This window comes from Bradyrhizobium retamae, from assembly GCF_001440415.1.
In the GTDB taxonomy this organism is placed as follows: domain Bacteria; phylum Pseudomonadota; class Alphaproteobacteria; order Rhizobiales; family Xanthobacteraceae; genus Bradyrhizobium; species Bradyrhizobium retamae.
On sequence record NZ_LLYA01000181.1, the window covers coordinates 61,366 to 80,042 of the forward strand.

The 18,677-nt window shown below is 61.7% G+C and carries 22 protein-coding genes; 10 read left to right on the top strand and 12 right to left on the bottom strand.

Features of this window, described 5'->3' with window-relative positions:
- Nucleotides 1–2: 2 nt before the first annotated feature.
- The 4 genes from CQ13_RS29415 to CQ13_RS29425 form a co-directional block, all read right to left on the bottom strand.
- Nucleotides 3–836 carry a metallophosphoesterase family protein gene (locus tag CQ13_RS29415; RefSeq protein ID WP_057846324.1) on the bottom strand — a complete coding sequence of 278 codons (834 nt, stop codon included), beginning with the start codon at nt 834–836 and terminating at the stop codon, nt 3–5.
- A gap of 34 nt (nt 837–870) precedes the next feature.
- Nucleotides 871–1,017 carry a hypothetical protein gene (locus tag CQ13_RS43535; protein WP_156433979.1) on the bottom strand — a complete coding sequence of 49 codons (147 nt, stop codon included), beginning with the start codon at nt 1,015–1,017 and terminating at the stop codon, nt 871–873.
- A 72-nt stretch (nt 1,018–1,089) separates the two neighbouring features.
- Complete coding sequence (locus tag CQ13_RS29420) at nt 1,090–2,058, bottom strand: dienelactone hydrolase family protein (protein ID WP_057846325.1); 969 nt, start codon at nt 2,056–2,058, stop codon at nt 1,090–1,092.
- Nucleotides 2,059–2,176: 118 nt separating this feature from the next.
- Nucleotides 2,177–2,869, bottom strand: coding sequence for an acriflavin resistance protein (locus tag CQ13_RS29425; RefSeq protein ID WP_245309402.1), 693 nt, complete (start codon nt 2,867–2,869; stop codon nt 2,177–2,179).
- Nucleotides 2,870–3,046: 177 nt separating this feature from the next.
- Here CQ13_RS29425 and CQ13_RS29430 point away from each other — a divergent pair, with 177 nt between their 5' ends.
- The 3 genes from CQ13_RS29430 to guaA all read left to right on the top strand — a co-directional run bounded on the left by CQ13_RS29430 (nt 3,047) and on the right by guaA (nt 6,642).
- Nucleotides 3,047–3,469: an MAPEG family protein gene (locus CQ13_RS29430; RefSeq protein WP_057846326.1), complete on the top strand. Its 423-nt coding sequence runs from the start codon at nt 3,047–3,049 to the stop codon at nt 3,467–3,469.
- A 71-nt stretch (nt 3,470–3,540) separates the two neighbouring features.
- Nucleotides 3,541–4,839: an RsmB/NOP family class I SAM-dependent RNA methyltransferase gene (locus CQ13_RS29435; RefSeq protein ID WP_057846327.1), complete on the top strand. Its 1,299-nt coding sequence runs from the start codon at nt 3,541–3,543 to the stop codon at nt 4,837–4,839.
- Nucleotides 4,840–5,046: 207 nt separating this feature from the next.
- A complete protein-coding gene (gene guaA / locus CQ13_RS29440; RefSeq protein WP_057846328.1) occupies nt 5,047–6,642 on the top strand; it encodes a glutamine-hydrolyzing GMP synthase in 1,596 nt (531 codons plus the stop codon).
- 7 nt (nt 6,643–6,649) lie between these two features.
- On the opposite strand, the gene CQ13_RS29445 is transcribed toward guaA, so the two are convergent.
- Both CQ13_RS29445 and CQ13_RS29450 read right to left on the bottom strand, forming a co-directional pair.
- Entirely contained in the window at nt 6,650–7,186 is a 537-nt protein-coding gene (locus CQ13_RS29445) for a hypothetical protein (protein WP_057846329.1), read from the bottom strand.
- Between the two features lie 76 nt (nt 7,187–7,262).
- Nucleotides 7,263–8,192 (bottom strand): DUF4238 domain-containing protein, encoded by a 930-nt coding sequence (locus CQ13_RS29450; RefSeq protein ID WP_057846330.1) that lies wholly within the window; start codon nt 8,190–8,192, stop codon nt 7,263–7,265.
- A 261-nt stretch (nt 8,193–8,453) separates the two neighbouring features.
- Here CQ13_RS29450 and CQ13_RS29455 point away from each other — a divergent pair, with 261 nt between their 5' ends.
- Nucleotides 8,454–9,713, top strand: a complete 1,260-nt coding sequence (locus tag CQ13_RS29455) for a serine hydrolase domain-containing protein (protein WP_057846331.1) — start codon at nt 8,454–8,456, stop codon at nt 9,711–9,713.
- Nucleotides 9,714–9,773: 60 nt separating this feature from the next.
- Here CQ13_RS29455 and CQ13_RS29460 read toward each other — a convergent pair whose 3' ends face one another.
- Nucleotides 9,774–10,328 (bottom strand): DUF3237 domain-containing protein, encoded by a 555-nt coding sequence (locus CQ13_RS29460; protein ID WP_197427480.1) that lies wholly within the window; start codon nt 10,326–10,328, stop codon nt 9,774–9,776.
- 278 nt (nt 10,329–10,606) lie between these two features.
- On the opposite strand from CQ13_RS29460, the gene CQ13_RS29465 reads away from it, so the two are divergent.
- Entirely contained in the window at nt 10,607–11,107 is a 501-nt protein-coding gene (locus tag CQ13_RS29465; protein WP_156433980.1) for a styrene oxide isomerase, read from the top strand.
- Nucleotides 11,108–11,262: 155 nt separating this feature from the next.
- Nucleotides 11,263–11,898: a class I SAM-dependent methyltransferase gene (locus CQ13_RS29470; RefSeq protein WP_057846334.1), complete on the top strand. Its 636-nt coding sequence runs from the start codon at nt 11,263–11,265 to the stop codon at nt 11,896–11,898.
- A 781-nt stretch (nt 11,899–12,679) separates the two neighbouring features.
- Here the strand turns inward: CQ13_RS29470 and CQ13_RS43540 are convergent.
- From CQ13_RS43540 to CQ13_RS29485, 4 genes are all read right to left on the bottom strand, one after another.
- On the bottom strand, nt 12,680–13,030 hold the full coding sequence (locus CQ13_RS43540) for a hypothetical protein (protein WP_156433981.1): 351 nt from the start codon (nt 13,028–13,030) through the stop codon (nt 12,680–12,682).
- A gap of 170 nt (nt 13,031–13,200) precedes the next feature.
- Complete coding sequence (locus CQ13_RS29475; protein WP_057846335.1) at nt 13,201–13,677, bottom strand: RES family NAD+ phosphorylase; 477 nt, start codon at nt 13,675–13,677, stop codon at nt 13,201–13,203.
- Between the two features lie 2 nt (nt 13,678–13,679).
- Entirely contained in the window at nt 13,680–14,114 is a 435-nt protein-coding gene (locus tag CQ13_RS29480; protein ID WP_057846336.1) for an antitoxin Xre/MbcA/ParS toxin-binding domain-containing protein, read from the bottom strand.
- Between the two features lie 50 nt (nt 14,115–14,164).
- The gene (locus CQ13_RS29485) at nt 14,165–15,055 is read right to left on the bottom strand and encodes a LysR family transcriptional regulator (RefSeq protein ID WP_057846337.1); all 891 of its coding nucleotides are present in this window, start codon (nt 15,053–15,055) and stop codon (nt 14,165–14,167) included.
- Between the two features lie 98 nt (nt 15,056–15,153).
- Here CQ13_RS29485 and CQ13_RS29490 point away from each other — a divergent pair, with 98 nt between their 5' ends.
- From CQ13_RS29490 to CQ13_RS40245, 3 genes are all read left to right on the top strand, one after another.
- Nucleotides 15,154–16,089 carry an aldo/keto reductase gene (locus CQ13_RS29490; RefSeq protein ID WP_347337067.1) on the top strand — a complete coding sequence of 312 codons (936 nt, stop codon included), beginning with the start codon at nt 15,154–15,156 and terminating at the stop codon, nt 16,087–16,089.
- Between the two features lie 152 nt (nt 16,090–16,241).
- Nucleotides 16,242–16,757, top strand: a complete 516-nt coding sequence (locus tag CQ13_RS29495) for a nuclear transport factor 2 family protein (RefSeq protein WP_057846338.1) — start codon at nt 16,242–16,244, stop codon at nt 16,755–16,757.
- A 28-nt stretch (nt 16,758–16,785) separates the two neighbouring features.
- Nucleotides 16,786–17,157, top strand: coding sequence for an Atu4866 domain-containing protein (locus CQ13_RS40245; RefSeq protein ID WP_063800177.1), 372 nt, complete (start codon nt 16,786–16,788; stop codon nt 17,155–17,157).
- A 32-nt stretch (nt 17,158–17,189) separates the two neighbouring features.
- Here CQ13_RS40245 and CQ13_RS29505 read toward each other — a convergent pair whose 3' ends face one another.
- Nucleotides 17,190–17,600, bottom strand: coding sequence for an Rrf2 family transcriptional regulator (locus CQ13_RS29505; RefSeq protein WP_156433982.1), 411 nt, complete (start codon nt 17,598–17,600; stop codon nt 17,190–17,192).
- 130 nt (nt 17,601–17,730) lie between these two features.
- Here CQ13_RS29505 and CQ13_RS29510 point away from each other — a divergent pair, with 130 nt between their 5' ends.
- Nucleotides 17,731–18,609: an NAD(P)/FAD-dependent oxidoreductase gene (locus CQ13_RS29510; RefSeq protein WP_057846339.1), complete on the top strand. Its 879-nt coding sequence runs from the start codon at nt 17,731–17,733 to the stop codon at nt 18,607–18,609.
- Nucleotides 18,610–18,677: the final 68 nt, after the last annotated feature.

An 18,677-nucleotide genomic window follows, 5' to 3' on the forward strand; every position in this document is an offset into this window, starting at 1 on the left:
GTCTAAGCGTTCCTGCCGATCAGTGAATCCAGATCAATATCGGTTTGTCCCGGCGCCTTGACGTGCCGGACTTCAAGGGCGTCGGGCTGGAAACGATACTCTACCAGCCCGACTTCCTTGATGCCGATGACCGGCTGAATTCGTTCGGGAAGGATGAAGCCCGTCGACGGCGCCCAGATGTGGCGCGTGTGACGATAGGTGAAGTCGCGACGCTGGTGGACGTGGCCTGAGGCGACCAGCCGCAGATCGACCTTCGAAAACATTTCGATCAAGCTTCTGCGCCGCGGTTGCGGCACATAGCGGATCGCCGTGTCGAGAGTCTCTGGGTCATCAGGTGCGTTCAAAAACAGCGGCTTGTGCAGGAACAGCGCGATCGGCTTGCCATTCACACGCCCGAGTTCTGAAGCTAACCAGCCGAACTGCTCCGCCTCGCTCTCGATCCCGGTATTGATGATCAGCGAGTTCAATCCGATGAAGCACCAGCCGGCCGCATCGAAGCGCCAGCGGTCTTCGCCGATCACGGAAAGATAGTTCTGCCGTTCGTTCTCGGTCGCCAGATCCTTCGGCGCGGGGGCGACTTCCGTCGGGTTGTCGCCGACGTCGTGATTGCCCGGCAAATGCCGGCACGGCACCGGCAGCGAGTCGTGCAGCTCCTTCGCGAAGTTGAGATCGTCCGGGCTGGTCGGCGCGTCGAAGGCAAGATCGCCGGTATTGACGACGAGATCGGGACGCGTCGCGTCGATATGCTCGCTGACGCGGTGAAAATTGTCGGTGAGTTTTTGCAGACGGCGGGCGAGGTGGGTATCGGAAATTTGCGTCAGGCGAAATTCGTGCATGCAGTAGTCCTTTTAGCCCGATCCTAGCCGAGCCTCACGTCGGAAGGATGACGATATCTTGGTCGCCGTCGCCGCCCCACCTTCCGTTGTCGTGCCCCCGCCACCGGGTCTCGCCTTCGGTGAGCCCGATGACAGGCTCCGGCGGGGTACCCAGCACGCCGCGGCTTATCGATTCGATCACCAGCGTCTCTGGAATACTGGATCGCCCGCTTTCGCGGATGATGACGACTATTTGTATGGTGGATCTCAGGCGTCACCCCAACGTCCGCCGCCAGAACGCCAGCATGTCCGCCCTGAACAGCTCAGCATCGCCGTCGCGGCTTCCGATCTTCGCGCCCTTGCGGCCATAGCCGGCCTTCAGCGCATAGATCATCAGGTCGCGGTCGGTGAGCTTGCTCTCCGCGACGCCCTGAAGCGGATGGATGAAGGCGCCGTCATTGGCGATATAGGCCGTCGGCGCGGCGGGCGAAACGGACGCTTCCGCGACGTTCTCGATCCCGGTGCCGCGATCAAAACTGTGCTGCGCGCCGCCGATCAGCCGCATCGTCGCCTTGCCGCCGGAGAGGCGGATGGCCTGGCAATGGCCCTGCACCTGCATCGGCGAGCACCATTCATCGGCATCGCCCATGATGACGCGGATTTCGGTTTCATCGACGGACGGATCGAGGAACTGATGACCGCTCCAGGGATAGGCGGCGAGCACGCTTCGAAAACCGGCGCCGGCGCCGACCACCGCATCGGCAAAGCGACGCGCCGCAGCCGTCAGCACGGCCGAGCCGCCGCGGCTGTGGCCCTGCGCGCCGATCCGGGATGCGTCGATCTCCGGATGGGCTGACAGCACCATCCAGGCCGCCAGCACGTCATAGGCGCTGGCGGCAAAGGAGAACTGCGTCTGGTTGGCAACCGTCGAGGTCACGTCGCGCGCGCCGAAACTGTCGAGGACAAACGCCGCAAAGCCGTCGCCGACCATCGTTTCGGCATGCGCCAGGTGCGAGGGCGCAACGCCAAGACTGCCTGGCACCACCATCACCAGCGGGAGTTTCCCGTTACGTTTGCGAGTGTCCGAGGCCGGCAGGAACAGCTTGCCGTCGATCACAAGTCTGGGCAGCTCGGCCGAATTGCTGATGACGTGGAAGTAGTTGACCGGATTGGCGGTGAGAATGTCGATATTCTGCCCTTTGGCGCCGGTGGCGAAGACGATGTCCTGGTCGCGAAATCGCAAGTTGCAATCCTCCCGCGGCTGCTCTCTTTCGGCGACCGTCAGGGATACAGTAGAGCGCTGGTTGTGGGCGTCAAAGCAAATGTGCCCAGCGGTCCGCCATCTTCGTATCTCAATGGCGTCAGAGCACGCGGTAGCGGATCGCGAAGGCGTCATGAATCTCCGATGTCACCGTGCCGCCATTGGCGGGGACGATGCCGTCGGCCAGATGCCACGGCCCGAACTGCTCCGAATGCGACGGGCTTGCCGGCAGCCGCAGGCGGAACGTGCTTTGGGCCCGGCCGGGCAGGTTCAGCACCATCATGCGCTCGGTGGTGCGGTAATCGAGCGTCACGGTTCCGCGCAAGATGCTGCGGCCGTCGGGCGCGGTGGCCAGCGCCTCCTGGACCTTCGCCAGTTTCTGGTTCCGGTCAGTGAGCAGCTCGATCTGGACGTCCGCCGCGGTTATCAACGCCGCCTTCGGCAGACGGATCTCAAATTCCACCGCGGGCTTTGCCGGATTGAGGCCGAGATAGGCCTGCGCCGCGTGCCTGATGTCCGAGATCGCGAAGGCGAGCAGCACCAGCACCGCGGAAGCTGCAAGCCCGTGTTTGAGCAGATCGTGGCGACTGCGGTGGCCGCTGTGGAAATAGACGGAGAGCATGATCGCGACCGCCAGCGCCGCGGCGATGCCGGCCAAGGCCGACATGACGATGCCAAGGCCGCCGTCGGGGCCGTCGCTGAATCCGACGGCCCGGAGCAGGGAGGTCACGGAATCGCCGGGCAACTCGGCAGCGCGGCCGGCGCCGGTCAGGATCGGGGAGGTGATGTTCATCGCCTGCTCGCGGATTGCTTTCCAAGGCCGGTTCGAGACCAGAACCATCGGAATTCTCGCTAGTTGGTCGTCTGGGTTCTCCTTGTGGTTCAAGCGAGCCCGGTTAAGGGCATTTGTCAGGTGAGGGGCGTCTCGTTATTGCTTTAGGACCTCAGGCAGGCTTCGGGGGAGATCTTCATGTCGGTTCAAATGGTTTTGCTGCCGGTCTTTGTTTTGATCGGGCTCACTTTCTTCTTGCTGCTATGGATGGTGACGGCCCGCACCAAGGCGGTGAAGGCCCGCGAAACCAGCCTGAAGGACATCGCGCTGGGACAGCCGAAATATCCGGCCCGCGTCGCCCAGATCGGCAATTGCTTCTCGAATCAGTTCGAAGTACCCCTGCTGTTCTACCTCCTGATCGCGCTGGCGCTGCCGTTGCGCCGGGCCGACCTTTTCATTGTGCTGATGTCCTGGGTGTTCGTGGTGACACGATTTGCCCATGCCGGCATTTTCGTCACCTCGAACAACATCCAGCAGCGCAGCCTGGCGTGGTTTGCCGGCGCGCTGGTGCTGCTCGTGATGTGGATCTACTTCGCGCTGAAGCTTCTGCTTCTGATCTAATCTTTGTTTGACGCGTTTTCTTTACGCGAACCGGTTCCCACTTCGCTTGAAAACGCTATGGAAAGCCCTGAATGACCCCCGCTGCCCGCCTTTCCGCTGCCATCGAACTGATCGACACCATCGACGCGCAACGCGTTCCGGCGGCAAAGGCGCTGAAGGAGTGGGGCACCGCGCATCGTTATGCCGGCTCGGGCGATCGCGCAGCGATTTCGGGCCTGATCTGGGACGTGCTGCGGCGGCAGGCATCGAGCGCTTGGCTGATGGCCGCCGACACGCCGCGGGCGCGCGTGCTCGGCATGATGAAGCTCGAGCGCAAGCTTGATGTCGAGGCGATATCGGCTCTCTGCGACGGCGGGCGTTTTGCGCCGGAACCGCTGACCGAAGCCGAACGATCAGCGCTCACGTCGCGGACCCTCGACGACGCGCCGCCGCACATCGCCGGCGACTATCCGGAATGGCTGGATGCGCATCTGGCCGCCGTGTTCGGCGACGACCGCGTGGCGGAGGCGACCGCGATGGCGAGCCGCGCGCCGCTCGATCTGCGCGTCAATACGCTCAAGGCCAAGCGCGAAAAAGTCCTGGCGTCGCTCGGCTATCTCGGAGCAAAGCCAACGCCCTGGTCGCCGATCGGGCTTCGCATCGAACTTGGCTCCGACGCTCGCAATCCCGGCATTCATGCGGAAGAGGATTTCATCAAGGGCGCGGTCGAAGTGCAGGACGAGGGCTCGCAGCTTGCGGCGATGTTCACCGCTGCAAAGCCCGGCGAGCAGGTGATCGATCTCTGCGCCGGCGCCGGCGGCAAGACGCTGGTGCTGGCCGCGATGATGCAAGGCAAGGGGCGATTGATCGCAACGGATCGCGACAAGCGCCAGCTCGCCCCGATCTACGAGCGCCTCTCACGCGCCGGCGTCCACAACGCCGAAATTCGCGCGCCGAAGGGCGACACTGATCCATTGGCCGACATCAATGCATCCGCCGATCTCGTGCTGATCGACGCGCCCTGCACCGGCACCGGCACCTGGCGCCGCAACCCCGACGCCAAATGGCGCATGCGCCCCGGCGCGCTGGAAGTTCGCTTGAAGGACCAGGCCGAAGCGCTTGATCGCGCAAGCCGCCTGGTCAAGCCCGGCGGCCGCATCGCCTATGTTACCTGCTCGGTGCTGGCAAGCGAAAACGGCGAACAAGTCCGCGCCTTCGTGGCACGTCATCCCGAGTTTTCGATTCAGCCATTGAACGAGACGGCGAGCGTGCTGGGGGACAGAGCCGAGGATTTTGCGAAGGCCGCGCTGCGATCGCCGGAGGGTTGGCTGATGACGCCGCGAAGGACGGGCACGGATGGATTTTTTGTGTCGGTGCTGAAGAAGGGGTGACGCAGTAAGGTGGGCAAAGCGAAGCGTGCCCACCATCTCTGCGGTTCTCGACAAGAATGGCGGGCACGCTGCGCGTGCCCACGCTACAATTCCGCAAATTAGGTCAATAATACTTACCTAATATCGATTTGTCCATGCCCGAGAAAGAATGTGGGTCAGCCCGTTGCCGCGGTTGCGAGGCCGCGTCCCGTCGCGTAATTCCTGTCCATGACAGCAGCACAGAAAGCCCGCGAGTCGACGCCCTCGGTGGCCTCGGCGCATGACAAGATTCTGATTGTCGACTTCGGCAGTCAGGTGACGCAACTGATCGCCCGCCGGGTGCGCGAGGAAGGCGTCTATTCCGAAATCGTGCCGTTCCAGAAGGCCGAATTAGCCTTCGACGAGATGAAGCCGAAAGCGGTGATCCTCTCCGGCGGCCCGGAATCGGTGCATGAAAAAGGCTCGCCGCGCGCGCCGCAGAAAATCTTCGATTCCGGCGTCCCCGTACTCGGCATCTGCTACGGCCAGATGACGCTGGCCGCCCAGCTCGGCGGCGAGGTCGAAGGCGGCCACCACCGCGAATTCGGCCGCGCCGATGTCGAGGTGAAGACGGCGAGCAAGCTGTTCGACGACACCTGGTCGATGGGCGAGCGCCATCCGGTGTGGATGAGCCATGGCGACCGCATCACCAAAATGCCGCCGGGTTTTACCGTCGCCGCCGTCTCGCCGAACGCGCCGTTTGCGGTGATCCAGGACGAGAAGCGCAAATATTACGGCCTGATGTTCCACCCCGAAGTGGTGCACACGCCCGACGGCGCCAAACTGCTGCGCAATTTCGTCCGCAAGGTCGCAGGATTCACCGGCGACTGGACCATGCGCGCCTTCCGCGAGGAGGCGATCGAAAAAATCCGCGCCCAGGTCGGCAAGGGCAGGGTGATCTGCGGCCTCTCCGGCGGCGTCGATTCCGCGGTCGCCGCGGTGCTGCTCCACGAGGCGATCGGCGACCAGCTCACCTGCGTGTTCGTCGATCACGGCCTGCTGCGGCTGAACGAAGCCGAGACGGTGGTCGACTTGTTCCGTCATCACTACAATATCCCGCTGGTGCATGTTGATGCCTCAAAGCTTTTCCTCGGCGAGCTCAAGGGCGTCAGTGATCCCGAGGCAAAGCGCAAGACCATCGGCCGCCTGTTCATCGACGTGTTCGAGCAGGAGGCGAAGAAGATCGGCGGTGCGGAATTTCTGGCGCAGGGCACGCTCTATCCCGACGTGATCGAAAGCGTCTCCTTCACCGGCGGCCCGTCGGTGACGATCAAGTCGCACCACAACGTCGGCGGCTTGCCTGATCGCATGAACATGAAGCTGGTCGAACCCTTGCGCGAACTGTTCAAGGACGAAGTCCGCGTGCTCGGGCGCGAACTCGGCCTGCCCGAAATCTTTGTCGGCCGCCACCCGTTCCCGGGGCCGGGTCTCGCCATCCGCTGCCCCGGTGACATCACCAAGGAAAAGCTCGACATCCTCCGCAACGCCGACGCGGTTTACATCGACCAGATCCGCAAAGCCGGCCTCTACGACAAGATCTGGCAGGCCTTTGCCGTGCTGTTGCCAGTGAAAACGGTCGGCGTGATGGGCGATGGCCGCACCTACGAGTACGTCGTGGGCTTGCGCGCAGTGACCTCCACCGACGGCATGACCGCCGACTTCTATCCCTTCGACATGAGCTTCCTCGGCGCCACCGCGACGCGGATCATCAACGAGGTGAAGGGGGTCAATAGGGTGGTGTACGACGTGACGAGCAAGCCGCCGGGGACGATTGAGTGGGAGTAGGGGGTCGTCAGGGTGCGGAGGGCGGAAGTTCGGCCCAACGATAACCTTTCTCGCCAGTCGCATCACCCTGCCATGGAACGGGGTTGCCATTAGGCCTGAATTGGTCGATTCCGAACGCGGTCTTGGCAACTTGACCTTCAACATATTCCTTTTGCCTGGGAGACTTGCGCCAACCCCGAATTTCACCTTGAAGATATGATTGCTCAGACTTGCTGATGTGCAAAGCGACAAGAGAGCCATGAGTTTGGGCGTCGATCGCGTTCTCTTCCGCGACCACCCAAGTACCTGTCCACATCATGCCGTCGGCATCCCGAGTTACGCCTTGCTCCTTAGGGCAGACAAAGTGAAACTCAGAGACGTACTGTCCCTCTCTGCGCTCGCTTCCGTCACCTCCCGGCTTTGCTCGGATAGGCTTCCGATTTTTAAGTTCGACGTCGCACATCGCGACAATGTCACTGCGGTTACGCTTCGCGGCGTTTTCCCTGATGGTCTTCACATCATCTGTATTTCGTTTTGCGAGTTCTTCAGGCGTCCAGACGGTCATGCGTTAGCTCAGCCTTGCGACCCGATAAGTTGTCCTGACAATCTATGACACAATCAAAGACCCGTCTACCGAGTGCCTATAGTAGTGCCCTTTTTGGGTGATCGCTCCCTCGTTTTGGCGGCCGGAGGAAAAACTCACGGTCAATGTGAGCTTCTACCGACATGTGTTTCCGCACAAATTCGAGTTCCCGATCGTCGAGATTCCAAACGTACTTCTGTGCTCTCCGCACCACATGGCGGTTGGCCATCTTGACTAGCTCGCGCTGCGGGATTGAGCGCAGCTTGTTTTCCTCTTCCTCGGTGTTGGTCGCAGCGAATAGACGCGTCGGGCTGATTGGCATTACCAAGTGTGAGTTGGGGTAGCCAAGCCCATTGGTTATGATTATTGGACGATCTGATGTAAAGAGTGGTCGGCTTGCCCGTGTGGTGTCTAACGTGAACCAGTTCATCTGGTTGAAGTGCTTCCCTAAGCGCTCGCTGTCGATCTGGTTCATCACAAAGTGCAGCGTCCCGCGCTCGGTTTGGTGGATGATGAATTCGATGAACTCAGGATCACCCGGCGCCTTCAGAGAGTTGTATTCGGCCAAGCGCTCATCGTATTTCTCAAGCCAATGGTCTTCGATTGCTCGTTGTGCCTCTGCGACTCGTTCGGGGACACGAAACAGAAACCCATTCACGAACCGCGACCAAGCGCTACGGGTCTTGAGGGTCCATTCCGCGTGGACGTTACCAAGAAGGATGTCGAGCGCGTCCTTGGCGAGGTTATCAACCTGCGCCATGAATTTCCGCTCAACCATCTCGGCAGCCTCTCCAGAGACTCCCTTTAGTCGATACAGTCCTCGTCGAAAGCCCGTGCCCTTTGGACCTGTGCCTCGAGGCTCCACTACCGAGCGTCCAGGTGGGCGGCTGAATTCCGTGAAGCGTCCACCGGCCTTTGCCCACTGCTTTAGGTAAAGGACGGGAATGTAGTGATGCTTGGGGAGCTTCTGCTCCTCCTCGCTGTCCATAGCCGACTCATTTTTAGAGACGGTAGAGATTAGTTGCTGAATTTAACGGCACAACCTCTGACGCGCCTGTCTCATGCAAGCTATAAGCAAGCGTAGCCCGGGTGAGGGCAGCGACACCCGGGACCGCTCCCCCGCATATCGCTTCGCTCATGCGGGCTACAACTCTGCTCGCGGCGCCGATCTCCCCTGCTGAAAACGCCGCCTGCGTATTGCGCGCCAGCATGTTACGACTTCGCAATCATCCCTCCGGAGTCAGCCTTCATGTCCGTCGCGACCGCCTCCAGCCAGCCCACCCTGACCGCCGCCGAAACCGATCCGGAAACGTTCGGCTGGATGCAAGGCTTTCCCCCGCCGCCGGACAAGACCATCACCTTCCAGAACGGCTCGTTCCGCAGCTTTCCCGAACTCCGCTGGGCGTGGAGCAATATCCGCCAACTAGTGCCGACCGTGAATGTCTGGCGCGGGGCAGGGCCCGCGTCGGTGCTGCCGCGCGAGGAGCATGATATCGGCGCGTCCGCTTCGGTCACCATGGACGGACGTCCCATGACGTTTGCGCGCATGCTCGAGGAAACCTATGCCGACGGCATCGCCGTGCTGCACCGGGGCAAATTGATCTACGACCGCTATTTCGGTGCGCTGAAGCCGCACAAGCCGCACATCGCGATGTCGGTCACCAAATCCTTCACCGGCACGCTCGCCGGCATTCTGGTCGCGGAGGGCAAGATCGATCCGCAGGCGCCGATCACGGATTATGTGCCGGAGCTTAAGGCAAGCGCGTTCGGCGATGCGCGCGTGCATGAGGCGATGGATATGACCACGGGCCTCGAATACACCGAGGTCTATACCGACAAGAATTCCGGCGTGTTTGGGTTGCGGCGGGCGAACGGCATGGCGCCGATCGAGCCGGGCTACGAGGGCGCGACCAATATTTTCGATTTCCTGTGCGTGCAGCGCAAGCAGGGCGAGCACGGCAAGGCTTTCGCCTACAAGACCGTCAATTCCGACGTGCTGGCCTGGATTTGCCGGCGGGCGAGCGGAATGACGCTGTCCGATCTCCTATCGGAGCGGATCTGGATTCCGATGGGTGCGGAAGAGGACGCGCATTATCACGTCGACCGCATCGGCACCGAAAGCGGCGGCGGCGGGCTTTCGACCACCCTGCGCGATCTCGCCCGCTTCGGCGAGACGATCCGCAATCACGGCCGCTTCAACGGCCGCCAGATCGTGCCGTCTCAAGTCATCGAGGACATCGCGCGCGGCGGCGATCCCGAAAAATTCAAGCCGGCCGGCTACACCACATTGCCCGGCGCCTCGTACCGGAACCAGTGGTGGGTGACGCATAACGCGCACGGTGCCTTCATGGCGCGCGGCGTTCACGGGCAGGGCATCTATATCGATCCGAAAGCCGAGATGGTGATCGCCCGCTATGCCTCACACCCGGCCGCCGGCAACGCCGCCAACGACCCGGTGACGCTGCCGGCTTACATGGCGTTGGCGAAGCATTTGATGGCGGGAGGCTGACGCCGTTGGCACTCACGTCGATCCGCGCGCAGAGCGCGCTCTGCGGTGCCTTCAATCGCTTCATTGACATCCTGCAATGCGATATCGAGCAGGACGCTGCGGAAGCTCGTAGGCGCGACCCGATAACACGCTCCGGCGTAATCCGGCGCATTCAGCAATTACGTGACGCGGTAAATGCGGTACTCGATCTGGTTTTCCGGTGAGACGGCCCTCGGCCAAAAATAGATGTTGGTTGAGCCAAGCGTACTTCGGTGCGCCGGCGTCGAAGCGCATCGCCATCCGCATGTAGTGATCTTCAAAGCGCGTGGCGTTGGCCGCCTCGGCGGCCTTGGTAAATGCGTCATTCATCTGCACGAGGCCGGTGTAGTGCAGCAGAATAACCGCGTCGTCATCTGTGATGAATTGGACGCGGACATCGGGCCGGCCAAAGCCATCCGCGCCCGGCCGGTACCAGTCACCGCCCGGCATCGCGATACGCGCATTGACACGCGGACCTTCCAGTGTGCCCTCGCTCATCTCCCAGTAGATGTGCTCGCCGACGGGCGAGCCTTGCGTCGCCGGCATCGGACCGCGCACGCGCAGGCGATAGGTCATCTCGAATTCAAGACCAGCCATTGGATCGGCCTTCGTATTCGGCAACATCGGTCAACGGCGGCGCAGGCGCGCCGTTCCCGGCGAAGGGCTGCCTGGCTGGCCAGGATCACCGAGGATTTCCGGTTCCAGACATGCCCGTGATCAAGACGCGCTTCATGCACTTCTTTGCATTACGCCCGATCGGCACGGATCCATCTTTCGACATCGGCTTTCCAGTCCTATCTGCTCCTCGTTGCGAAGGGGGAGTGCGATAGCCGAATGCGCTAGACATCACGGTGACAGCCGAAAAGGAGCAACGCATGAGCGCGACAGCACTGGCCGTCCAAGGGCACCGGCTGATTCAGATCGGCGTGGCCCTGTTCCTCTTCACGAGCTTCCAGGGATTTGCGGTGCCGTATTTCGCCGCACCCAATCTCGGCCGTTCGGTTCACACGCTCAGCGGATTCACTGGTGTGTTGCTTGTGGCCGTGGGTCTGGTCTGGCCGAAGCTGAAACTCACATCGATGCCGTCACGGCTGGCATTCTGGTTTCTCATCTATTCCGCACTTGCAACGATCGCCGGTTTCGTGATCGCGGCTCTCCTGGGAGCCGGCGGTTCGATCATTCCGATCGCGGCGGCCGGCGCTCGTGGGAGCGACTCTCAGGAGATGCTGATCCAACTCGTCATGTACCCAGCCGCCCCGACGGGAATCATATCCTTTGCGCTGATCCTCTGGGGGCTTCGCGGCAGCGCGGTTCATGAGAACGCCGCTCGAAGGGCGGATGAGCCCAACGGGTCCGCGCAAGGCGCGGCCCGATGACAGGCTCCGGCGTAATCCACCGCATTGTCACATCGTGACGAACGCGTGAACGGCGGGTTACGCTTTCGCGAACCCGCTCCTCGCGGGCCCGCGCTGCCGTTAGCATTTCCATTTTCCTCACATATGCTAGAAGTCGCCGCGCAGGGGGAGCCGCCATGTTTCGTGTTGCAAATGATGCTCAGTTCTGGGATCGCGCTGCGCGCAAATATGCCGCCGACCCGATCGCCGACATGGCGGGCTATGAGCGCACGCTCGAGCGGACGCGACATTACCTCAAGGGGGACGAAGCGGCATTCGAGTTCGGATGCGGAACGGGAACGACGGCGCTAAAGCTCGCGCCATCAGTCGGACGCATTGTGGCGACCGACTTATCGGGCGAAATGATCGCGATCGCGCGCGAGAAGGCGAAGGCCGCGGGCTGCAGCAACGCCACGTTCGAAGTGGTGCGGCCTGAGGCGGCGCCGTGGCCGGACGGGACCTTCGATATCGCTTTCGGCTTCAATGTTCTGCATCTGGTGGCGGAGCGCGAAGCGGCGCTCCGAGGCGTCCATCGGCTGCTGCGGCCCGGCGGGATCTTCATTTCCAAGACGCCGTGCCTGAAGGAAATGAATCCGCTGCTGCGCATCGCGCTGCCCTTGATGCAGCTTGTTGGCAAGGCGCCCTATGTGGCGTACCTGTCAGCGGAAGATCTGGAGCACGAGATTTCGGCGGCGGGATTCAAGATCATCGAGCGCGCCCGCCATGCCTCACATGGCAAGGACGCGCGGCCGTTCGTTGTGGCAAGGAAATAATTATCGATAGCCGCTTGGTGTTCTCATCGTGACGGACTGGTGAACAGTGCGCAGGGGCGTACGTGACGATAGATGGTGGGCACGGCGTAAGAGCGCCTTTGCCCACCCTCCGGCTGCAAACTGATTTGTCTGTCCTGCAAGCGCGATCTCGCTTGCGCGCGTGCGACAAACTGGCACGACGGGCAAACCACCAAAAGTCTGTCCAGCCCTTTGCGCAAAAATATTCTGCTTTCGTTCTCACCCAAGTCAGTCGCATAACTCCGCCCGTCTCACGGCAGATGAGGGGCGTTGGCCATCGTCACGAACGTGCAGTGAGATGCGGTGGACGCTGAATGCGCGTTCGACGTACGCGCAGGAAGCGTACGGCGAAGTCGTGTGGTTCGGGCGCCGCGGTGCTGGCGCTAAGTCCCAGAGAAGCGAAGCTTTCTCAGGGGTGACGGAGGCAAAAGAGCCGTTCTCCGGGAAGAAAGTAAGCCGTAAGCCACTGCGCAGGGAAGGCCGGAGTGTTTCCGCTGTACCTGTATGCTCGTGTGCGCTTGTTGCTATGCGCAACCGCACACGAGACCACGGGTGCAGCAAGCACCCGGTCTTCTCTGCGCCCTCTATTGATTGAGAGGGTCCTTAGATGACGCAAAGCTCGGGCGCTTCTCGCCGCGAGAATGCGGACGCATATCCTCATGCTGTTTGAAATGTAGATCAGACACAAGCGGAATGGGCATTCCGCCAGGTCGGATGTCGCCGTCGCAACAGCCTTCGCTATGCGGCCGACGAGCTCGAAAAACTACTGCCGAGGCGTGTTAAACTGCGGACATCGATGGACGTAATCCCAGGGAATATCGTACACGCACGTGAAGCGGATATCGTCCGATGTTTTGAGTGGCGGAGTCTCCACGACGACCGGTCGGTCGACCTCATTCGACAGACCATAGACAACGCCGCCGGTCGGCCAGAAACCACCTACTCCCCGGTGATGATGGTGATGGTGCCCCGATTTGGGGAATGCCGGGAAAGCCGGACGCGACGGCGCAACGCCTGCGCCGCGCGCCACGCCGGGATCGGCAAATGCCTCGCCCGCGGCAAGGACAAGCGCGACTGCACTGAGAGACGCGATAAACGTCGATCTATAGGTCATGGCACTCACCCATCGTAGGTTACTGAGCAGCATTGCCAAAACGCTAAGCTGAGCCTTTCGTGCCCGCAAAGCCATAATTAATTATTGGTTAAGGCGTAAGCTTAATGCGGGGGACGCTCGCTTCGCCGGTGGCGTGGATGCCCGGGCGCTACCGGCGCTCTCCGAGCTAGCTACCTCCCATAAAGCCTCTCATCCCACCACACCGGCTCGGGCAGGGTGTGCGTGATGTTCTTGGTTTCCGGATGAGCCGGGTTGATCAGAAAGTTGCGCTCCAGCCGCGCCGGGATTGAGGGGACGATCAGGAGCGCCGAACGCTTCGCCTCGCACCATTTCTGGCCGAAGCTCTTGCAGATGGTTTCGTTGCGTGAATCCCAGCCGGGATGCGCCGCAGCTTGGAAAACTTCATACGACACGCCGTTTGGTATCGTGATCTCGATGAAGTGCTGGTTGGCGGGCATCACCAGATTGGCATGCACCAGCTTCTCGAGCATGGCGGTGGAATAGTGCTCGGATGCGTAGATCATCGGGCTGGTACGCGTATTCCACCGGCCCGGGTAGAGGCGCGATCCCTCGGCATCGTACACGGGGTAGGCGCCGTCCGGGTCCCCGATGCGATAGCATGTCAGGACACGATCGCTCTTCGGCACGCCTAGACGCCGCCGCTATACGCTGTACGTCCCAGCAGGTTGACGACGGCGTCCGCCCCGGGGCCTGTTGCCAAGGCCAGCTCGAGCGGGGTCTTGTCTTCAAGCATCGGATGCGGCCGGTTGAGAAAATCGCGCACCTTGGCCTCGTCGCGAAACACCTCGACGCCGAAGGCGAACACTTTTGCGACACGCGCGAGCCGGTCGCTCTCTTCGGTCGTCAGATGCTGCTTTTCCTTGCGGCGCCGTTCCAGCGTCGGCTTCGGCACCACACGATAGGTGAAGTGACGAACGTCCTGCGGCGATACGCGGCCGGCGAATTTATCCAACGCCGATACCGGCAGGCCCTTCTCCACGGAACGGGCGAGGGTAAGCGTCGTCTCTGTGTTCTTCGGCTTGACGCCGAGCAGACCGGCCAGGATTGCGGCTTGATGGCTCACGGGAACCTCTAAATCAGATGAGACAAAAGTATGCCTCAGATGAGACTCCGTCAAGGGCGATATCGCACGTGGTCGATCAGCGCGCGCAGTTTTGGCGGCAGATTTCGTCGGTCCGCGAAATAGAGGAAAAAGCCCTGAAAGGGCGGGCAATACTGCTCCAGCAGCGGCACCAGCTCGCCGCGCTGGATGTAGGGGCGGAACGTCTCGTCCATGCCGAACGTCAGGCCGCCGCCGGCGCAAGCGGTCCGCACCATGACCCACATGTCATTCGTCGTGATCCTGGGATTGACGGCGACGTCGAACTCGCGGCCGTCTTCCTCGAACTCCCAGCGATAGGGCGCCACGTCAGGCGCAGGACGCCAACCGATGCAACAGTGCTGCGCAAGCTCGGTCGGGTGCGTTGGCGTGCCGAAGCGCGCCAGATACGACGGCGCAGCCACGACCATCTGGCGCTGGTCGCCCGAAACCGGCACCGCGATCATGTCCTGCTCGATCACTTCGCCAAGGCGAACGCCAGCATCGTAGCCCTCGGCGACGATATCGAACTCCTCGTCGGTGACTGTGATGTCGATCCGCACGGCTGGATAAGCGTGCGTAAAGCTCGCAAGCAGCGGCCCGCAGATGAAGCGCTCGGCGATCGAGGATACCGCGAGCCGTAGCTGTCCTGTCGGCTTGGCGTCGCGATCCTGCGCGGTGTCGAGGGCGAGTTCGACTTCTGCAATGGCTGGCGCGACGCGCTGGTGCAGTCGCACGCCGGCCTCGGTCAGGCTCACGCTGCGCGTTGTCCGCTGCACGAGCGCCACGCCCATCCGGTCTTCCATTCGCCGGATCGCCTGGCTCACCGCCGAGCGGGTCACGCCCAGCCGCTCGGCCGCGCCGCGAAAGCTTTTCGCGTCGGCGACCGCCAGGAAAACGGAAACGAGGTTCAGGTCGATCGTCATTGGTTAGGCACACTTACCAAGCTGGTCATGATTGAGCAAATTGTTTCACCGATTGTCTCGTCGTATGTGCGTCTCGATAGAAGTTGGAGGCACCGACAATGACGTCTCTGGATCATTACCGTCTGCTCGGACGGTCCGGACTGCGGGTATCCCCAATCGCGCTCGGCACGATGACCTTTGGTCCGGACTGGGGCTGGGGCGCCGACGCGGGCGAGGCGCGTCGGATCTTCGATCTTTACGTCGATCGCGGGGGCAACTTCGTCGATATCGCCGTGAACTACACCGACGGCGCCTCCGAGCGCATTGTCGGCGAGTTCATCAAGGACACGCGCGAACGTATCGTGCTCGCGACCAAGTTCACCATGGCGCGCGAGCCGGGCAACCCGAACTCGGGAGGCAACCACCGACTCAATATGGTGCGGTCGGTGGAGCAGAGCCTGCGGCAACTCAACACCGTCCGCATCGACCTATTCTACCTGCACGGCTGGGACATGACCACGCAGTGCGACGAGGTGATGCGGGGGCTCGACGATCTGGCGCGATCAGGCAAGGTCCACTACGTCGGCATCTGCAATACGCCGGCCTGGCGCATCTCCCAGATGCAGACGATCGCCGATCTCCGCGGCTGGTCAGCTTTCGTGGTGCTGCAGATCGAATACAGCCTGGTCGAGCGCACGGTCGAGCATGAGCTCATTCCGATGGCGGAAGCGCTCGGCATGGGCGTGCTGCCCTGGTCGCCGCTCGGCGGCGGCGTATTGACCGGCAAGTACGCGCCGTCGGATATTGCGGACTCGCGCGACGCAAGCATCTCACCGACACGCAAGGGCGTCATTGCGTCGTCCGGCCATCTCAATGAGCGGTCCATCGAAATCGCCGATGTAGTGCTGTGGCCGAGGAAGTCGGCGCGAGCCCGTCCCAGGTGGCGATCGCCTGGACGCTTGCGAACCCTGCCGTCACGTCGCCTGTCATGGTGTGCGCACATTTGCCCAGGCAGAGGACAATCTCGGTGCCCTCGGGGTCGCACGGTCGCCTGATCATCTCGATCGGCTCAATCAGGCGAGCGCGCCCGACCCGATCTTTTCCCATCCGCTTCGTCGGCCGTCCCATGGTTCAGCAGCTCATCTTCGGCGGCGCGTCCGTCGCCCCGCGGGATTGAAGAAGAAGTACAGCAGCAAAGGAGAAATTCATGAGAGCCCTGGCAACTCGCGCGCTCGCATGGTGCCTGTGCGCCGCAATGTTCACCGCTTCCAGCCTGACCACGGCTGCCCCTTGCGGTCAGCCAAGCACGGCGGAAGGTGACAACAAGCGAGTGGTCGCCGAAGCCTTTCATCGCTGGGTGGCGGGCGGAACGTCCTTCTTCAACGACGTGCTCGCCGAGAATGTCGTCTGGAGGATCAAAGGATCGAGTCCAGCCGCCGGGGAGTTCGAGGGACGTGAGGCCTTTCTGGAGCGAGCCGTCCGCCCATTCGCGGCGAGATTGTCCACGCCCGTCCGTCCAACAGCCGTGCGGGTCTTTGCCGATGGCGATCATGTGATCGCTCACTGGGAGGGGAGTGGGGTCGCCCGCGACGGCCGGGGCTACAGCAACAGTTATGCCTGGATCTTTCGCATGCACGACGGAAAGGCAACAGAGGTGACGGCCTATCTCGACCTCGCGCCGTACGAAGATGTCGTGCGGCGCATTCCCGCGCCTCAGCAGTAAGACGGCCGATCATTTGAGGGAAAACGAGATGACCTGTCGTCTGGCCATAGTAGGTGCGCTGATCGTGGAATCCCTTTGTGTCCTCGGACTATCGGTGGCTGTCGCTTCCGGTGAGGCCGCAACAACCAGTAAACCCGAACAGCGATCGATGGAGAAAGCAATGACGCAGCATCCCTATGTTGGCATGTGGGTGACCGATGGCGGCCACATTCGCCATGAGCTTCTTCCGAACGGCCGCTACGACGAAGCCCGCGGCACGCGCAAGAGCGCCTATCAAGGCCGCTACGAGATCAAGGGCAATCACATCGATTATTGGGACGACACCGGTTTTACCGCTGACGGCAACTTCGTCGACAAGGATACCCTCCATCACGGCGGGATGATCTTTCGACGCCAGTAATATCGCTTGCCTCGAATAGAGTCGCTGCAGCCCTAAGTCTTTCTCGGCAGCAGTTGGTCAAGCGTGATCTTCGAAAGAGACTGCTCAAAACGGGCCGCGGCTTCGGACAATGCAAGCGACAAAGCGCGGTTGGCGGCGCGCTCGACGACGCATTTCGGATGATCATCGCTGGTTGCGATGGTGAAGGGCGAGCCCGGGTCGAATGCCCTGTAGATGTTCAAAAACGTGATCTCACGGAGCGGCCGTTCCAGCCGCCATCCGCCGTTCGGCCCACGCTCCGATGACACATAGCCACCTTCGCGCAGCGCTCCCATGATGCGCCTGACGACGACCGGGTTGGTATCGAGCATCGCCGCGATCGTCTCGGATGTTGCTGTGCCCTCGTTGAAGCTCATGTGAACCAGGACATGCGCAACACGGGCGAGCCTTGTGTCCTTGCTCACGGCGGAACCTCGCTTGACGTCATCGCAATTTAGACCGCTTCCATCGGTTCCGCAACTGACACAGTGACAAATTTCGTTGATGCCTACAATATCGTACTAGTAATAGTTACGATTAGGATGGGAGATCACCATGAACTTCGATGTCATTGTTGTCGGCGGCAGTTTCGCCGGCCTCTCGGCGGCGCTTCAACTGGGGCGGGCGCGGCGGACCGTACTCGTCATTGATGCGGGTCAGCGACGCAACCGCTTTGCATCGGCCTCTCATGGCTTTCTCGGGAGAGACGGCGCTGCGCCGGGTGAGATCATCGCTGAGGCAGCAAGCCAGTTGGCGCGCTATGTCACCGTCGCGACGCTGAAGGGATCTGCGTCAAAGGTGGGACGCACGGAGGCGGGATTTTACGTCGAGACGCATAACGACACCTTCCACGGCAAGCGGCTGATTCTCGCCGGTGGTGTCGTCGATGTCCTGCCTGATATCCCTGGTCTCGCCGAGCGGTGGGGCAGTTCGATTTTCCACTGCCCTTATTGTCATGGTTACGAACTCGAACGAGGCCCGATCGGCGTCTTGGCGGTCGGTGCGATCTCCATGCATCATGCCATGATGCTGCCCGACTGGGGGCCAACCACGCTGCTGATCAACGACAGCTTTGTACCCGACGAAGCGCAACTGTCCGCTTTGGCCAGGCGTGGAGCCTCGGTGGAGGAGGAGCGCGTTCAGCGGATATTCGGAGAGCGTCCGACCGTTGAACTCGCAAATGGCCGCATGATTGAGTTCGCCGGCATCTTTACAGCTAGCCGGACGATAGGAGGGCCGTTGACCGAACAGCTTGGCTGCGACTTGAAGGACGGGCCGGTCGGAAAATTCATCGGGGTTGACGAGCAGCAGCAAACTTCAGTTCCCGGCGTATTTGCCTGCGGTGATGTTGCGCGCGCCGCCGGATCGATCGCGCTCGCCGTATCAGACGGAAGCATGGCCGGCGTGGCCGCCCATCGATCCCTCATCTTCTAGTCTCAGGACGGAGGGCGAGGCGCCGAGCGGGACCAAATCGCGCGCCTGTGCGTTAGCCGGTAGACCCG

Bases quoted from the DNA above. Each gene is read 5' to 3' on its own strand.
- CQ13_RS29415 (WP_057846324.1), bottom strand. From the start codon at position 836: ATGCACGAATTTCGCCTGACGCAAATTTCCGATACCCACCTCGCCCGC.
- CQ13_RS29425 (WP_245309402.1), bottom strand. From the start codon at position 2,869: ATGAACATCACCTCCCCGATCCTGACCGGCGCCGGCCGCGCTGCCGAG.
- CQ13_RS29430 (WP_057846326.1), top strand. From the start codon at position 3,047: ATGTCGGTTCAAATGGTTTTGCTGCCGGTCTTTGTTTTGATCGGGCTC.
- CQ13_RS29435 (WP_057846327.1), top strand. From the start codon at position 3,541: ATGACCCCCGCTGCCCGCCTTTCCGCTGCCATCGAACTGATCGACACC.
- guaA (WP_057846328.1), top strand. From the start codon at position 5,047: ATGACAGCAGCACAGAAAGCCCGCGAGTCGACGCCCTCGGTGGCCTCG.
- CQ13_RS29445 (WP_057846329.1), bottom strand. From the start codon at position 7,186: ATGACCGTCTGGACGCCTGAAGAACTCGCAAAACGAAATACAGATGAT.
- CQ13_RS29450 (WP_057846330.1), bottom strand. From the start codon at position 8,192: ATGGACAGCGAGGAGGAGCAGAAGCTCCCCAAGCATCACTACATTCCC.
- CQ13_RS29455 (WP_057846331.1), top strand. From the start codon at position 8,454: ATGTCCGTCGCGACCGCCTCCAGCCAGCCCACCCTGACCGCCGCCGAA.
- CQ13_RS29460 (WP_197427480.1), bottom strand. From the start codon at position 10,328: ATGGCTGGTCTTGAATTCGAGATGACCTATCGCCTGCGCGTGCGCGGT.
- CQ13_RS29465 (WP_156433980.1), top strand. From the start codon at position 10,607: ATGAGCGCGACAGCACTGGCCGTCCAAGGGCACCGGCTGATTCAGATC.
- CQ13_RS29470 (WP_057846334.1), top strand. From the start codon at position 11,263: ATGTTTCGTGTTGCAAATGATGCTCAGTTCTGGGATCGCGCTGCGCGC.
- CQ13_RS43540 (WP_156433981.1), bottom strand. From the start codon at position 13,030: ATGACCTATAGATCGACGTTTATCGCGTCTCTCAGTGCAGTCGCGCTT.
- CQ13_RS29485 (WP_057846337.1), bottom strand. From the start codon at position 15,055: ATGACGATCGACCTGAACCTCGTTTCCGTTTTCCTGGCGGTCGCCGAC.
- CQ13_RS29490 (WP_347337067.1), top strand. From the start codon at position 15,154: ATGACGTCTCTGGATCATTACCGTCTGCTCGGACGGTCCGGACTGCGG.
- CQ13_RS29495 (WP_057846338.1), top strand. From the start codon at position 16,242: ATGAGAGCCCTGGCAACTCGCGCGCTCGCATGGTGCCTGTGCGCCGCA.
- CQ13_RS40245 (WP_063800177.1), top strand. From the start codon at position 16,786: ATGACCTGTCGTCTGGCCATAGTAGGTGCGCTGATCGTGGAATCCCTT.
- CQ13_RS29510 (WP_057846339.1), top strand. From the start codon at position 17,731: ATGAACTTCGATGTCATTGTTGTCGGCGGCAGTTTCGCCGGCCTCTCG.